The following is a 14360-nucleotide window of genomic DNA, read 5'->3' on the forward strand; positions in this document are numbered from 1 at the left end:
CGGCGCGGAGTGGATTACTTATCGGCCGACCACGGGGCCCTCGTCATGGCGATCAGAGCCGCGACTCCGGAAACGATGCCCACACCGGCGATGGCGGACACGACGAGCCAGAGAACGAGTTCCATGAGTGCAGTCTATCCAGGCGCGGAGGGGATCCTTTCCGCGCGGCTTTGACCCCCCGACGAGGGGATAGCCTGGGCAGAGTGACCGACGCCCCCACCCGTGCAAGTGTCGGACTGCGCTCAGAGCGCGGCCCGATCCTTCTGTCCCTGATGATCTCGACCGCTCTGGTCGCCCTCGACGCCACGATCCTCTCGACGGCCGTCCCGTCCATCGTCGCCGACCTCGGCGGCTTCGAGCAGTTCCCCTGGCTGTTCTCGATCTACCTGCTGGCCCAGGCCGTCTCGGTTCCCCTCTACGGAAAGCTCGCAGACGTCATCGGGCGAAAGCCCATCATGCTGATCGGCATCGCCCTGTTCCTGGTCGGCTCGCTCCTGTGCGGCCTCGCCTGGAGCATGCCCGCCCTCATCGCGTTCCGAGCGTTGCAAGGCCTGGGGGCCGGAGCGATCCAGCCGATGGGGATCACCATCGCAGGTGACATCTACACCGTCGCCGAGCGGGCGAAGACCCAGGGCTATCTCGCGAGCGTGTGGGGCATCTCCTCCGTCGTCGGGCCGACCCTCGGCGGCGTGCTCTCGGACCTCGGCGCGTGGCGCGGCATCTTCCTCGTCAATATCCCCCTCTGCCTGCTCGCGGCGTTCCTTCTGATGCGCAGCTTCCACGAGACCGCACGCGGCGAGAAGCAGCGGATCGACGTGGCGGGCGCCTGCGTGCTCGCCGTCGGCACCGCACTGCTGATCCTCGGGCTGCTCGAGGGCGGCAGCGCCTGGCCGTGGCTCTCCCCCGCCGGTGTCGGCGTCTTCGTCGTCGCGGCCCTCGCGTTCGTCGGCTTCGTCGCGATCGAGCGGCGGGCTGCCGCGCCCGTGCTCCCCCTGTGGGTCCTCACTCGGCGGGTGCTGATCTCGACCAGCCTGGTCTCGGTGACGGTCGGCGCGATCACGCTCGGCATCACCTCCTACTTCCCCACTTTCGCGCAGGGCGTGCTGGGCAGCTCCGCCCTCGGCGCGGGCTTCGCGGTCGCCGCCATGACCCTCGGCTGGCCTGTTGCGGCGAGCCTGTCGGGGCGGCTCTACCTGCGGATCGGTTTCCGCAACACGGGTTTTCTCGGAGCGGGACTGGTCGTGATCGGCACAGCACTGACCATCCTGCTCGGCGCCTCCTCGACGCTCTGGGAGATCGCGGGCTTCTGCGTGCTGATCGGCGCAGGGATGGGCCTCGTCGCGACGCCGACGCTGATCAGGGCGCAGTCGAGCGTCGACTGGAACGAGCGCGGAGTGGTCTCCTCGACCAACTTCTTCGCCCGGAACATCGGCAGTGCCGTCGCCGTGGCGGTGTTCGGCGCGATCGTCAACGCGTCGGCGGGCGTCGGCGTGCCCGCGCCGGCCGACCTCGCCGAGGGCACCCGCTTCGTCTGCATCGCGCTGACGGTGCTCGCCGTGGGCATGCTCCTCGCCGTGTGGGCGATGCCGAAGGAGCACCGGCCCGAGCCCGACACGGCCTAGCCGGATCTGCGCGAATCGGCGCGGCCTCAGCCGGAGCGGCGCGCCGCGGCCGTCGCGCGCAGACGATCGCGGTGACGGCGGCGCACACGGTGCGTCCAGCGCTGCAGCGACGACCCCATGCCCGGGTGCCGCGCCAGCGTGTGCAGTGCGCGATCGAAGCGGCGGAGCATATCGGCGAAAGCGCCGAAGGGACGCGCCGAGATGCCCACCTCGAGGTGACGGTCGAGGACGATCCGGTGCCGCAACCCCAGGTGCACGCTGATTTCGACGTCGTCGTGCACGTAGGCGTCGTGCCGGTGCATCTCCTCCGCAATCTCCTCCCACGCCGAGCGCCGGACGGCGCAGTTCGAGCCGAAGAGCGGCCAGTTGGCCAGCGCCGAGCCCATCAGGACGAAATACGCATCCATGTAGGCGACCCGCGCAAGCACCCGGGCAACGGGGCCGAGTTCGTCGAAGCGGCCGGGACCGGTGACCGCTCCGACCTCCGGATCCGCGAAGTGGCCGGCCAGGCGCGCCAGCCAGTCCGGTCCCGGGCGGGAGTCCGCGTCGAGGCGTGCAAGCACGTCGCCGCGGGCCTCGTCGAAGCCGTGCGCTGTGCTCGCCGGGATCCCGGCTCCGTCGTGCCGCACCACCCGGGCGCCCGACGCGCGGGCGACCGCGGCGCTGTCATCTGTACTCCCGTCGTCCACGACGACGATCTCGAACGGGGCGAGCGTCTGCTCGCGGAGGAGCTCGAGCAGCTGCTCGAGGTGACGGGCATCGTCCTTCACGGGGACGACGACCGAGATGCGCCGGTAATCCATCCACCCAGTCAACGCGATACCTGCCCTCAGCGGAGATACCGCCACACCTGTCGGCCGCCCGCGACTCCTCCCCGCCGGGTACTCTCGAGGGGGTGCTTCGGCGGTCGGGGCGCCTGCTCCGGGATGGAGGTGACGCGCGTGTGGTTCCGGCGTCGACGCAGGTTCAAGATGGAACCGTACGACCCCGACGAGAACCCGTCGCGCGAGCCCGCCTCCGTCGAGGAGGCCGCCGAGGAGGGCCTGATGCTCGCGCAGTACGCGAGCCGGATGGCCGTGAAGAACCGCGTGCTGATGGACGGCCTGCGCGCCGACGTGCCCTTCGACGTCGACCGCTATTCCGTTATCGCTGCGGAGGAGCTCGAGAAGCTGGCGCGCGAATCGGAGGCGGCCGCCGAGCGCCTGCGCACCATCACCGCCGACGTGACGTCGGTGGGCGGCCGCTCCGACCACGTGCACGACTACCGCTCGGCGGACGTGGACAACCTCGATCACCGCGAGCAACTCTCGCTCCTGGTCGCCGACTCCCTGCACCAGCGCGCCCGAGACCGCGAGTACCTCACCACGCTCGTCGACGACGCGCGTCAGGACGCCTGGCGCGAGTTGGCCCAGTCGATCGAGGAGACTCTCGACCGCACGACGCGCCTGGACCCAGAGGCGGAGGAGTACCGCCGCGACCGCTCGGTGCGGATGGCACTCGTGATCGTGGACGACCTGGCCAAGCTGGCGGAGGAGCGCGGCGTCAGCCTCGAGGGCTGATGGGACTTCGAATTTATGCCCAGCCGGCCCGGAACGATTCAGTTGCCTCGGTCGAGCGCTCACGTACCGACTCCAGCAACTCCTCCATCGTCGCGCTGCGGAGGAACGCCAGCCGGTCGAACTCGGTGACCGGAGCGACGCCCGCGAGCTGCCAGGCGTGGGCGGCCGGATCCTCGGCCAGTTCGACGACGGCTCCGTAGCGCTGCTCGACGAACTCACTCGCCACGGCCAGCGCCGTGCGGACCGCCGACTCCGCCGCCGCCAGCGCGGGAGCGTGCTTCTCGTCCCACTCCAGATCGGGCAGAGGGCGGACCTCTGCGCGAGGGTACGGGTCGTCCTCGTGCCAACGGACAACCTCGAACCGTTCCTCGCCAACCGAGTCGAGCGTGACGAACGACTCGGCACCGTCGATATTCAGGATGCGCGCCCGGGCTCCGACCGCGAACCGCTGGTCGCCGCCGCCCACCTCCTGGCCGCGCTCGATGAGGACGACGCCGAACGCGAGGGTCTCGTCCTCGAGGACGTCGCCGAGCATCCGCAGGTACCGCGGCTCGAAGAGCCGGAGCGGAAGCGGCATGTGCGGCAGGAGCACGGAGCCGAGCGGGAACATCGGGAGATCAGGCACGGGATCAGGCAACCACGTCGAACGGGGAGCAGCCAGTACGGGCGCGGCGGGGCGGGACGTGCTAGCGGTTCGGCGGGGGCGACGTGCGGGGCCTGCCGAGTTCCGACGAACCTGACGTCGCCTTCGTGACGAGAGCACGATAATCGAAGTTGCCGGAGACCTCGCTGTGAAGTGGTGGCTTAACCGACTTGTGAAGAATCGAGAAAAGAAAGACGTCAGCGAGAGACAAGAGTTAAACTACTTATTCTCTACGGTCGCCGGACTGCAACACTTATCGAATGACACAGCACCCCCCTTCCCAGTACCCACAACCGAGGTCGGCCCGGAGCCCGCGCCCGTTCGCCCTCGCAGTGCTCTGGCCCTCACCGCACTCATCCTCGGCATCGTCGCGATCATCCTTTCGATCATTCCCCTCATTTGGGGACTCGCAATTCCGGTCGGCGTTGGAGCCGTCATCGTCGGCGCGATCGCCCTCATCAAGCGCGGACACCCGAAGTGGCTCAGCATCACCGGCCTCGCCCTCGGTTCCATCCAGGAATCGCCTGCCTCCGATCCGTCCTTTGCTCCCGATGCTCCCGAACCCGCGCCGGTGGCCGATCTGAACTCTGCATTCGGAGCGGCCGTCACCTACACCGACGGCGTTGCCATCAGCGTGTCCGCTCCGGGCGAGTACATTCCGGGCGAGTAAGCATCGGGAGCAACACAAGCGGCGAACATCGCGTTCACTCTGACTATCACCAACAATTCAGACGTGAACCTGGACCCGTCCACTTATTCCCGGGTAGCGTCCGGCGGCGTCGAAGCGTCGCGCATCTTCGACGCAGGGAACGAGACGGTCGACGTAAACACCACGCCCAACACGGTCATCCTGCCCGGCGGTACGGTGACATGGACCGAGGCCTATTCCGTTGCAGACCCCGCGAAGGTCATCGTCCAGATCGCTCCGTCGTTCGACTACGAAGACTCGGTGTTCACGAACGTCCCCTAGCATTGATGGTCAGGCTGTCTTCTCGCCGTCGAAGACGCGGCGCACACGAGGCCCCTATCGTCCGCCGTCGCCCCGTCCCCTGACCCGATTGATGGCACTCATCAACAGATACAGGGCGGAGATGATCACCAGACATCCGGCCGCAACTCCCGCCGTTTCCGCCAGCGAGAGCCCATTCTTCACTGCGAAGACCGGAACGGCCACCGCGGCGACGATGATACCCGCCGTGACGCCTTATCTTATCTGCAATGGCGGCTTGACGATGACACACACTCCGGATACCCGAGTTCTGGCACATGAATACGCAATTCAGCCTCGCACATGCCGTTGCTCGCGATGTAGGCTGCCGCCATGCCTGCTGCACCGCCCGACGCAGCCACCCCTTGGTCAACCCTGTTCATATCCAAGGATGGCCCGCTCACGTCCCACCCTCCGCCAAGTAGAGACACTCCGACGATCGACGACGTAGCAGACGGTTCGACGGCTTCCGTGGTGATCGTGAGCCCATCGCCCAGGTCGTAGTGTGTGACGGTCATTCCTCCTTCGCGATGCGTCCTTCGGGGAAGAGAAGAACCAGGGAGAGAGGAGATTGCGGCATCAAGGGCGGCGCGATCGGGCTGGCCGGGCAAAGCCGACGAACGAGGAGGCGACATCTCTGCTGCACCTACTGACGGCGAAATGGCGCCGACGGAAAGCACAAGCGCCGCCGACCCAGCAACCACCTGACAAAAGAACGCCTTCGTTGTCTGTTTCTTCTTCATTGTTCCGAACCTCACCGCGTAATCGTGAGTCCGCTCAGTTTCGTGGAACCACTAGTGGTAGACCGATGTCTACTCCGATCTGCGAACGATCGCCAATCGAGTCGAGTCGTGCGCAGTCGAAGCAAGCGCTCTCATCCCAGCCGTCGCAGTGATCTCCGCATCTCCTCTCAATATTCTCGTGAGAACCGCAGCAAGTTTGACTCTGTGCTGCGGTGCACCATTCTTGCTTGGTTGCATCCCCGCAATCACCAGACATCGCCGACGAATTGTTCTGCGAGTGAACGAATCGACGAATCAGATGCTTCGCGGGCGGACGGGCTGGAAGCCATGGCGACGAAGCAGGTCCTTCACGGGGTCGTGCTCGTCGTGCAGGTAGGCGCGCGCCAGCAGGTCATTGAAGCGGCGCGCCGAGTCCGGGGCCCGCTCGTCGACGGGGACAGTGAGCAGCTCGGGCGGATCCTGACGCAGGAGCAGGCTGTTCGCGGTAAAGATCGCGGTGCGCTTGTTACCGTCCATGAAGGGCTGAGCTTTCGCGATCTTCACGAAGAGATCGAGGGCCTGCTCGCGAGGACCAAAGGCCGCGCACGCCGCAACGAGGATTCGCTGGAGGCCTGCCTCGTCGACCGCCTCCGGCTCGTGCCGACCGAATCGGGTGGACACACCGATGCGATCGGTCGTGCTGCGGAGCCGACCGGGGTGCAGAGAGCCGCTGCGGGTGAGGGTGCCGTTGATCTCGCGCACATAGTCCGCGTCGATCGGGCGCGTCCGGTTCTCGATGATGAAGCGGGAGGCGTCCCTCAGATCCTCCAGAAGCGCCAGATCGGCGCGGGAGGTCACCCCGGAGAGATCGCCGGAGCGAAGAAAGCTCTCGGTGTCGAGCCGCCCCGTGGCTAATCCGTCGAAGACGCGGCCCGAGGTGTAGACGACGGCAGCGAGATCTGCGACGACGAGATCCACCACGATCGGACCCCTTCTCGGATGCCAGCCGCGTGTCGATCCTTCGGCTGATCGGGACTGTTCAGTAGGGCGTACGGGACTTGAACCCGTGACCGACGGATTATGAGTCCGCTGCTCTGACCAGCTGAGCTAACGCCCCGCGGCGACCGACCGTGCGCCCGTCAGGAGGCGGCTGGTGCGGACGCTGCGTCGGGGGCCGGATCGGCCACCGGTTCCCCACGATACAGGCTCTCGAAGGTGCTGATCGTGCGGTTGATGTCGTGCGCCGCGACGATGCGGAGGGAGGCACGCTTCATCGCCTCGAAGTCGTCCTCGTCGGCGGTGAGCACCGCGGTCAGGCGCTCGGCGAGGGCCTCGGCGCTGCCCGGAGCGAACAGGTAGCCGTTCTCGCCGTTGTGCACGAGGTGCGGGAGAGCCATTGCGTCGGCGGCGACGACGGGCAGGGCCGAGGCCATCGCCTCCATCGTCGCGATGCTCTGCAGCTCGGCGATCGACGGCATGGCGAACACGGTGGCGCGGGAGTACGCCTCCTTCAGCTCGGCGTCTGCGACATAACCGGTGAAGTGGACACGATCGGCGATGCCGAGCGTCGAGGCGAGCTGCTGGAGAGTGCGCATCTGATCGCCGCCACCGACGATCTCGAGCTTCGCGTCGAGCGCCGGGTCGAGCAGGGCGACGGCCCGCAGCAGGACGTCGATGTTCTTCTCGCCCGTCACACGGCCGACGAAGAGGATCGTGTTGCCGGAGCGCGGGGTGAAGTCAGGCGTGTAGTTGTCGGCGTCGATGCCGCAGGAGATGGAGCGCACGCCCCGCAGGCCCGTGTACTTCTCGAGGAACTGGGCGGCCTTACGGGTCGGCGTGGTGACGGCTTCGGCCCGGCCGAAGGTGCGGCGCGCGGCCCGCCACGCCATCGCGACGGCCTTGGCCTGGACGGCCTTGGGCAACAGGGTGAACTCGAGCATGTTCTCCGGCATGAAATGGTTCGTACCGACGATGCGGATGCCGCGCTTGGCCGCCTCGATGCCGAGTCCTCGGCCGACGATGATGTGCGACTGGAAATGCACGACGTCGGGCTTCACCTCGTCGAGAATGCGCGCACTGTTCTGGCGGATCCGCCACGGCATCGCGAAGCGCAACCAGTCGTGCGGGTACCACCGCCAGCTGTAGAGGCGGTGCACGATGATCCGCCGGCCTTCGTGGGTCTCCACCCGGGTGCCGCTCCAGCCATCGGCCGAAGGGGCAACGATGTGAACCTCGTGGCCGCGCTGCTCGAGACCGGCGGCGAGACGCTCGGCGAACTTCGCGGCACCGTTCACGTCGGGGGCGAACGTGTCGCAACCGATCACGACCGTCAACGGTCGGGATTCGGGCGACACCGGTCGGGACGCGTCGCGGGGATCTGACACGGGCGGGGTCCTATCGGTGTCGTGCCGCTCGAGGAGAGAAGGGAGCGATCGGCGGAGGTCGTTCGGTTTCGGGGTTCTCGGCGCGGACCCATTGTAGGGAGGGCAGTCCTGCCAACCCGGGATCCCGCGCCGTCAGCGCGCCTGCGGGTGGTGCTTAGCGAGGAGGAAGACTCCGGAGATGGCGATACCGCCGGCCACCACGAAGAGCGGCACCGCCCACGGAGCCGCGTACTCCGCCTCCCCCAGCACGATGATGCCGATCGCCACGGCGACCAGCGGATCGATGACGGTGAGGCCTGCGACGACGAGGTCCGGCGGACCGGAGGAGTAGGCGTTCTGCACGAAGTAGCCGCCGAGCGCGGTCGCCGCGAGGAGCGCCACGATGCACACCGTGGTCAGCGGATCGAACTCGCCGTACTTGATGCGGTTGAGCACGACCTTCGCAAGCGTCGCGACGAAGCCGTACACCACTCCCGCCCCGACAATGTAGAAGATCGCCTTCGCCCCGCGGCGGAAGACGCGGAAGGCGATCACGAACACCGTGAGGACCACTCCGAGGATCACCAGGATCGTGATGAGCTCGGGCGTCTTGATCGACTTGTCGACAGCATTGAAGGCAGCGACGAGGACGAAGATGCCCACGCCGGCAACGCAGAGCACGACGGCCCGGATCGACGCCGGATTGAGTCGCACATGGCTGACCCGCGCGTTGACGATCGTCGTGATCACAAGCGCGACGGCTCCGAGCGGCTGCACCACGATGAGTGGCGCGAAACCCAGGCTGGTCAGCTGGAAGACGATCGCGAGGCCCAGGAGCAGCGTGCCGATCACCCACGACGGCCGCGAGAGCAGCGCGACCAGCTGGCCCCCGCTGAGCCCGGAAGAGCCGGACCGCTTCGAAAAGCGTTCGACTTTCGCGACTCCGCGGTGCTGGAACTGCGCGCCCAGAGCGAGGAACACCGCACCGACGAGGGCGATCGGGATGCCGATGAATTTCCCCGGGTCGTTGAGGAGTTCGGCGAGGTCGGCGGGCATAGGTTCGACCCTACCCAGATCGCTCCCAGGAGTCTTCCGACTCACGGGCGACCCGACGACCGGGCGACCCGGCGACCGCGCGACTCGGCGATACCCTGTCCCTCATGGCCGTCCTCCCCATCCGCATCGTCGGCGACCCCGTCCTGCACTCGCCCGCCTCTCCCGTCACGGAGTTCGACGACACCCTCCGCACACTCGTCGCCGACATGTTCGAGACGATGGACACCGCGCCCGGAGTCGGCCTCGCCGGCCCGCAGGTCGGTATCCCCCTGCGCCTGTTCGTCTACGACTACGCCGACGACGACGGTTCCCCCCGCCGGGGTGTCGCGATCAACCCGGAGCTGTTCGTCACGCCGACTCCGCTCGGCGAGGCCGACGACGACACGGAGTCGGAGGGATGCCTGTCCTTCCCCGGCGAGCGCTTCCCGCTGCGCCGCTCCGAGCGCGCGATCCTCCGCGCCGTCGACCTGGAGCAGAAGCCCTTCGAGATCGTCGCCGACGGCTGGTTCGCCCGCGTCTTCCAACACGAGTTCGACCACCTCGACGGCGTCCTGTACGTCGACCGCCTTGAGCACGACTACCAGAAGTCGGTCGCGAAGATCACCCGCAAGCGCGGTTGGGGCGGCCCCGGCGTCTCCTGGCTGCCCGGCGAAGAGCACCTCGAGGACTGACGCGGGCTCGAGGACTGACGCGGGCTCGAGCACTGACGCGGGCCCGAGAACCTCCTCAGGCCAGGTCGACCCCGTGCACGCCGTTATGGTGGCGGATCGCGGGGAAGGAAGCGGTGACGCTGCGGCCCACGCCCGGCGTCCGCTTCTCCGTCACATCGCCGCCGAAGAGGGCGGCGCGCTCTCGCAACTCGGCGAGGGCGGGACTGTCGATCCGCTCGGTGAGCGAGCGCAGATCGGCGTCGAGGGCGCTCGCGTCCTGCTCCGCCGCTGCGTGCTGCTCGCGATCGTCGTCCACCTCGACGCGCAGGCCCGTGGTGGTCCAGCGCGAGCTGATGCGCACCTCGGTGCCCGGGCCTCCGGCGGCCAGCGCCGAGTCGAACGCGTACTCGAGCACGCGGAGCACGGCCACCTCGGCACCGTCCCGCAGCATAAACGGCTCGCCGAACGACTCCTCGCGCACCCTGAGCCCGCGCTCGCGGGCGTCGTCGATCAGCGGGACGGAGCCGCCGGTGCGCGGCAGGTCCCCCGGATCGACCGAGGCGACGGTCCCGATGCGGCGCAACTGGGCCAGCGAAGCCTCGGCGGCCCGCACGGCCCGCTGCGCCGAGCGGGCAGCGGCGGCGGGGTCGCGGTCGATGGTGAGGCTGACGCTCTCGGCCTCCTCGACGACACGCGCGGCACTGCGGACGGCGATCTGCTCGAGCTCGCCGACGATGCGCAGTCGCGCCTCCTGCTCTCCGACGGCTAGCTCAAGGCGCACGACCCGCGCCGACGACTCGGCCCGGCTCTCGAGGGCACGACGTGTGTCGCCGACCGCGCGGCGCCAGAGAACAACGGCCGCCACGACGGCGATCAGGGTGATGGCGAGGACGACTTCGAGCACGACGGCCTCCGGGGAACGGTACGGGTTCGGCGCGGGGGCGCCGGTGAGAGATCGTACCCGCGCGCCGGATCCGGGACCTGAGCCCGCGGAGGGGGTTGCGGAGGCGTCAGCTCCCGGAGCGCACGGACCGCGTCACGGTGAAGCGCCGGTCGCGTGCCACGACCGTGGTCGGTCCGACCGCGCGCCGCAGCTCCACCGGATGGGCGAGGTGGGAGTTGAAGACCGTCCACAGCACGCCTCCGGGTCGCAGCACACGACCGGCCGCGCAGAGCATCCGCCGGGCGACGAGGTCGGTGACGGCTCCGTCGGAGTGGAACGGCGGGTTGCAGAGCACGACGTCGACGGAGGACGGCTCCAGAGTGGAGGCGTTGTCGTCTCGGAGGACGCGGACGGCGACTCCGTTGGCCGCAGCGGTCGCCCGGGCGGACTCGACGGCGGCGCGGGAGCTGTCGGTCGCCGTCACCGTGACATCGGGTCGCGCGCGGGCGAGCACGGCGGCGAGCACGCCGGTGCCGCAGCCGAGGTCGAGGGCGGCGCCGGCGGGAAGGGAGTCGGGGTCGAGCGCGGCGACCAGGGCCCGGGTGCCGAGGTCCAGGCGTGCGCCGGCGAAAACACCGGGCAGGGCGACAACCTCGAGGTCGAGCTCGTCGAGGCGGCGGCGCTCGGGCTCCGGAGCTGGCGGCTGGTCGTGGTGCGCCTCGCTCGCGAGCAGGGCACGGGACTTCTGTCGGGCGAGCGAGACGTCGATCCGGCCGTAGCGCCTGGCGAGCACGTCGTTCATCGTGCGAGTCATGTGCTTGATGCGGCCGGCGCTGATCATCGTCGCGGCCGGATTCGCGAGTGCTGTCTCGGCGGCGAGGGCAGCCAGGGCGTCGAGCGAGCGCGGCAGGCGGACGAGTACCGTGTCGGCATCGCTGACGGCCGCGGCGACGGAGTCGACGATGTCGATCGGCGCGGGATCGACTCCGGAAGCGCGCACCGCCTCGAGGTTCTGGGCGAGAGCGCGCTCGGCCGTGATCGAGTCCTGCACGACGCGCACGGGTCGGCCGTCGGCGGCGAGAGCGAGGCTCAGTGCGCCGTAGGCGTCGCCTACGACGGCGATGCGGCCTCGCTCGGGGGCGAGGCCGAGGAGCAGGCGGTCGCTCGCATCGACGGCGACCAGATCCGGCGCCTCGATATCGGGCAGTCGGCGGAGGAGGGCGAGCACGTCCTCGCGCATCGCGCCTCCGATCTGTGGTCTGCGCCAGCGGCGGTGTCTCGGAGGCGGACCGCCCGCAGGCAGAGAAAAAGGGCCCGAGAGTGTAGTCCCGGACCCTTCGCTTCCCGACTTGGACTCGAACCAAGAACCTACCGTCTTGTAGGTCCTCGTGCCGCCGCCACCGAGGTTGACTCAGAATCATCGAGACTCCGCTGCTGCGCACCGATCTGGTGGTTCCACTCTACGGGCCGTTGCAGGCAGGTACTGCCTCCAACTGGCCAATCAGACCCATGCGGCCATGAACATGGACACGCTTCTCGACCGGGTTTGAAACCTCCGGTGGGACACGCTACGGTCGTTGAAGAAGGCCCGGGGACTCCACTCCTCGGGTCTTCTTCGCGCAGTCGCCACCGACTGGCTGCCCAGCAACTGCTGCGCTTCGCTGGCAGGAGGGCCGAAGCGGCCGGCCGAGCTGCCTCACAGATGGGCGAGCACTGGTCACGACGAACGAGCGCCAGCCGCCAGTCCGGCCTACCTGAGCGGGATCACGAACACGTTGTGCTCCTCGCCGTAGCCGAACTCCGTGAAGTGCTGGCGGACGCCGTCGCCGTCGTCGAGCCGGTCCGGGTACTCGGACGTGTCGTAGCGGACGTCGGCGCCAGGCAGGCCGTTGTCCTGGGTGAAGTCGGCGAGGACCCCGTCGTCACCGATGACAGCGAGGACCTGCGGCCCGGCGTCGTCCCATGCTTGGGCGAGGAGGGCCTGCGTCCCGTAGGGAGCGGGCAGCGCCGCCAGGATGATATCGGTCATGGTTCCTCGTCAGCGCGACGCCCGTCGAGCGTCAGTGTGAATACACGCCAATGACCGTCGCGAGATACGCCCACCCGTTCCAGGTCGTGATAGAGGTGATATCGCCGACCCAGCGACCGCGAGAAGAGCCTCGTCCGTCACAGCGCGCGCACTGGTCGCTCGACCAAGCCAGGCGTAGAAGCCGGACTTCGAGACACCCCATTCGATGCACATGAACGCGACGGGATATTCAGCCGATGCAGCCCAGTCAGCGATGCCAGCGCAGAGTACCGCTGGCCGTTCGCGAACCAGGTCGACACTTTTTTGCGAAGTCGATCTGCCTTTCCCTATGTGCGCGCTCGCGTCGAAGGCGTTTCACCTCGGCACGCTCGGGTTCCGTCAAGGGCGTGTCGCCAACATCGGCCGCGTCGCACAGCGGGGTGGGCGCGGCTTTCGCCATCCATTTTCTGATACTTGTCTCACTGACGTTGAGTTGCTTCGACACTTCCGCGACGGAATATCCGCCGTCGATGATCAACGCGATCGCGTCGCGCTTGTCTTCCGTCGCGCTTGTCTTCCTCGGTAAAGCTCCTGCGGGTTGAACCCATGAAAGTAGTCTCGTACAGCTCGGGAACCCCGGCAATCCCGAGTCCACCGAAGCGGGTATGGTCCACTCCGTCCCCACGCCTCTACAGGTGGATCCCCGCCACCACGCGGTAGCTCACCTTGGCTCCGCTTGCCTATCCCCCGAACGAAGGACAGACGAGCATTCAGATGAGCCATAGGGTCGGGGGCAAGGCACGATGAAAGGGAGACGTGGAGACGTCATGACATCAATGAAGAGACTCGGCCTGGTATTCGCGACAGCGTTCGCGTTGGTCCTCGCCGCACCAGCCGTGGCCCAGTTCGGGTTCGATCCGGCAGCCGAGGCCTCTGACGACGTGAACAAGGCCACTCCCGAGGCAACCGGAGCCGTGCTGACTCCGCTGAACGACTGGTGGGGGTGCGGCTGGGAAGGTAAGGCGGACTAGCCCTTGGATGCACCACTTTTGGTTGCTCCTGGATCACTCAGGCAACCGATACAGCTGTCGCAGTCACCCCGGGATCAGGTACCGGACATTGGGCGACCCCGCACAAGGGTTGCGCCAACTCGAATCCAGTTGCATGGCGAGGGGAGATCTATGTGGGCCTGTCGAACTTATGGCACCCCTACGGTGCGAGCTATGGTGCAGCGGTCGACCTGTCGTGCTCGCCCGCATGACAGGTGATACGCAGAGGGTTCGGTATGTCCCGCTCGGTGATGGAGGAGGACATACCGAACCCTTTCAACGTCAACCGTTTGACCTCTCCAAACTCTCAGTGACGGGGTTAGTCATCGTTTGCGAGCGCGATGACCCTCCTCCGGGGAACTCCAGACCGACGTTGGTGATGAAGATGACTCAGTATCTTTGCCTGTCCGATGAGTCGATGATCCGTCTTGATATGGATCGTGGCGTGGTCACCTTCAAGTACGGCTACACGGAGCCGCTCTCCTGGAAACGAACGTCAGCTGACGTCATCACAGAGGTGCTGACTCTGATACAAGGCGACGAGCCCGACCCTGGATCATTCCCGTGGGACGATTACTCGAAGGCTGCGCAACTTCGTGGAATCTCCATTGCACCTGACGCACTGAGCAACCTCCCCTACACAGTGCTGTTGTCCGATGAGATCGCCGCAGTGTTCGAGTTCTGATACGGCAACGCTTCGCGCAAGCACCTGTGCTTTGCCGACGAGGGGCTGACCCACCTTCGCCCCCCCCCTACATTTAGCCGTCTCATGCTCGCCAGCCCCAAAGCCTGGAGAAGTAGGGAATCCGGCCAGCAC

17 protein-coding genes and 1 tRNA gene are annotated in these 14360 nt (G+C 67.4%); 7 read left to right on the forward strand and 11 right to left on the reverse strand.

Annotated features, from left to right (window positions below; all coding sequences use genetic code 11):
* Positions 1–272 precede the first annotated feature (272 nt).
* Positions 273–1622 (forward strand): MFS transporter, encoded by a 1350-nt coding sequence (locus A6122_RS08090; RefSeq protein WP_084416178.1) that lies wholly within the window; start codon positions 273–275, stop codon positions 1620–1622.
* A 26-nt stretch (positions 1623–1648) separates the two neighbouring features.
* Here A6122_RS08090 and A6122_RS08095 read toward each other — a convergent pair whose 3' ends face one another.
* Positions 1649–2425 carry a glycosyltransferase family 2 protein gene (locus A6122_RS08095; protein ID WP_068253594.1) on the reverse strand — a complete coding sequence of 259 codons (777 nt, stop codon included), beginning with the start codon at positions 2423–2425 and terminating at the stop codon, positions 1649–1651.
* 168 nt (positions 2426–2593) lie between these two features.
* Between A6122_RS08095 and A6122_RS08100 the strand changes: the two genes are divergently transcribed.
* Positions 2594–3181, forward strand: coding sequence for a hypothetical protein (locus A6122_RS08100; protein WP_104261896.1), 588 nt, complete (start codon positions 2594–2596; stop codon positions 3179–3181).
* 13 nt (positions 3182–3194) lie between these two features.
* Here the strand turns inward: A6122_RS08100 and A6122_RS08105 are convergent, their stop codons facing one another.
* The gene (locus tag A6122_RS08105; protein ID WP_237358146.1) at positions 3195–3806 is read right to left on the reverse strand and encodes an LON peptidase substrate-binding domain-containing protein; all 612 of its coding nucleotides are present in this window, start codon (positions 3804–3806) and stop codon (positions 3195–3197) included.
* Between the two features lie 166 nt (positions 3807–3972).
* Here A6122_RS08105 and A6122_RS08110 point away from each other — a divergent pair, with 166 nt between their 5' ends.
* On the forward strand, positions 3973–4494 hold the full coding sequence (locus tag A6122_RS08110) for a hypothetical protein (protein ID WP_146076719.1): 522 nt from the start codon (positions 3973–3975) through the stop codon (positions 4492–4494).
* A 63-nt stretch (positions 4495–4557) separates the two neighbouring features.
* Positions 4558–4794, forward strand: a complete 237-nt coding sequence (locus A6122_RS08115; RefSeq protein ID WP_068253603.1) for a hypothetical protein — start codon at positions 4558–4560, stop codon at positions 4792–4794.
* A 239-nt stretch (positions 4795–5033) separates the two neighbouring features.
* Here A6122_RS08115 and A6122_RS16470 read toward each other — a convergent pair whose 3' ends face one another.
* From A6122_RS16470 to A6122_RS16480, 5 genes are all read right to left on the reverse strand, one after another.
* A complete protein-coding gene (locus tag A6122_RS16470) occupies positions 5034–5555 on the reverse strand; it encodes a hypothetical protein (RefSeq protein ID WP_146076720.1) in 522 nt (173 codons plus the stop codon).
* A gap of 294 nt (positions 5556–5849) precedes the next feature.
* Complete coding sequence (locus A6122_RS08120) at positions 5850–6515, reverse strand: Fic family protein (RefSeq protein WP_068253606.1); 666 nt, start codon at positions 6513–6515, stop codon at positions 5850–5852.
* A gap of 62 nt (positions 6516–6577) precedes the next feature.
* Positions 6578–6651: transfer RNA gene (locus tag A6122_RS08125), tRNA-Ile, on the reverse strand.
* A 22-nt stretch (positions 6652–6673) separates the two neighbouring features.
* The gene (locus A6122_RS16475; RefSeq protein WP_237358147.1) at positions 6674–7918 is read right to left on the reverse strand and encodes a glycosyltransferase; all 1245 of its coding nucleotides are present in this window, start codon (positions 7916–7918) and stop codon (positions 6674–6676) included.
* A gap of 132 nt (positions 7919–8050) precedes the next feature.
* Positions 8051–8953, reverse strand: coding sequence for a DMT family transporter (locus A6122_RS16480; protein WP_068253611.1), 903 nt, complete (start codon positions 8951–8953; stop codon positions 8051–8053).
* 104 nt (positions 8954–9057) lie between these two features.
* Between A6122_RS16480 and def the strand changes: the two genes are divergently transcribed.
* Positions 9058–9624: a peptide deformylase gene (gene def / locus A6122_RS08140; protein WP_068253613.1), complete on the forward strand. Its 567-nt coding sequence runs from the start codon at positions 9058–9060 to the stop codon at positions 9622–9624.
* A gap of 55 nt (positions 9625–9679) precedes the next feature.
* Here the strand turns inward: def and A6122_RS08145 are convergent, their stop codons facing one another.
* The 4 genes from A6122_RS08145 to A6122_RS17685 all read right to left on the reverse strand — a co-directional run bounded on the left by A6122_RS08145 (position 9680) and on the right by A6122_RS17685 (position 13179).
* Positions 9680–10507, reverse strand: coding sequence for a sensor histidine kinase (locus tag A6122_RS08145; protein WP_068253614.1), 828 nt, complete (start codon positions 10505–10507; stop codon positions 9680–9682).
* Between the two features lie 106 nt (positions 10508–10613).
* The gene (locus tag A6122_RS08150; RefSeq protein ID WP_068253615.1) at positions 10614–11726 is read right to left on the reverse strand and encodes a class I SAM-dependent methyltransferase; all 1113 of its coding nucleotides are present in this window, start codon (positions 11724–11726) and stop codon (positions 10614–10616) included.
* Positions 11727–12236: 510 nt separating this feature from the next.
* Entirely contained in the window at positions 12237–12515 is a 279-nt protein-coding gene (locus tag A6122_RS08155) for a hypothetical protein (RefSeq protein ID WP_068253616.1), read from the reverse strand.
* A gap of 247 nt (positions 12516–12762) precedes the next feature.
* Positions 12763–13179 (reverse strand): transposase, encoded by a 417-nt coding sequence (locus A6122_RS17685; RefSeq protein WP_084415892.1) that lies wholly within the window; start codon positions 13177–13179, stop codon positions 12763–12765.
* Positions 13180–13321: 142 nt separating this feature from the next.
* Between A6122_RS17685 and A6122_RS08160 the strand changes: the two genes are divergently transcribed.
* Positions 13322–13525, forward strand: a complete 204-nt coding sequence (locus A6122_RS08160; protein WP_146077209.1) for a hypothetical protein — start codon at positions 13322–13324, stop codon at positions 13523–13525.
* Positions 13526–13961: 436 nt separating this feature from the next.
* On the forward strand, positions 13962–14228 hold the full coding sequence (locus A6122_RS08165; RefSeq protein ID WP_146077210.1) for a hypothetical protein: 267 nt from the start codon (positions 13962–13964) through the stop codon (positions 14226–14228).
* Positions 14229–14360: the final 132 nt, after the last annotated feature.

The sequence above is a fragment of the Rathayibacter tritici genome (assembly GCF_001641005.1).
Lineage (GTDB): Bacteria > Actinomycetota > Actinomycetes > Actinomycetales > Microbacteriaceae > Rathayibacter > Rathayibacter tritici.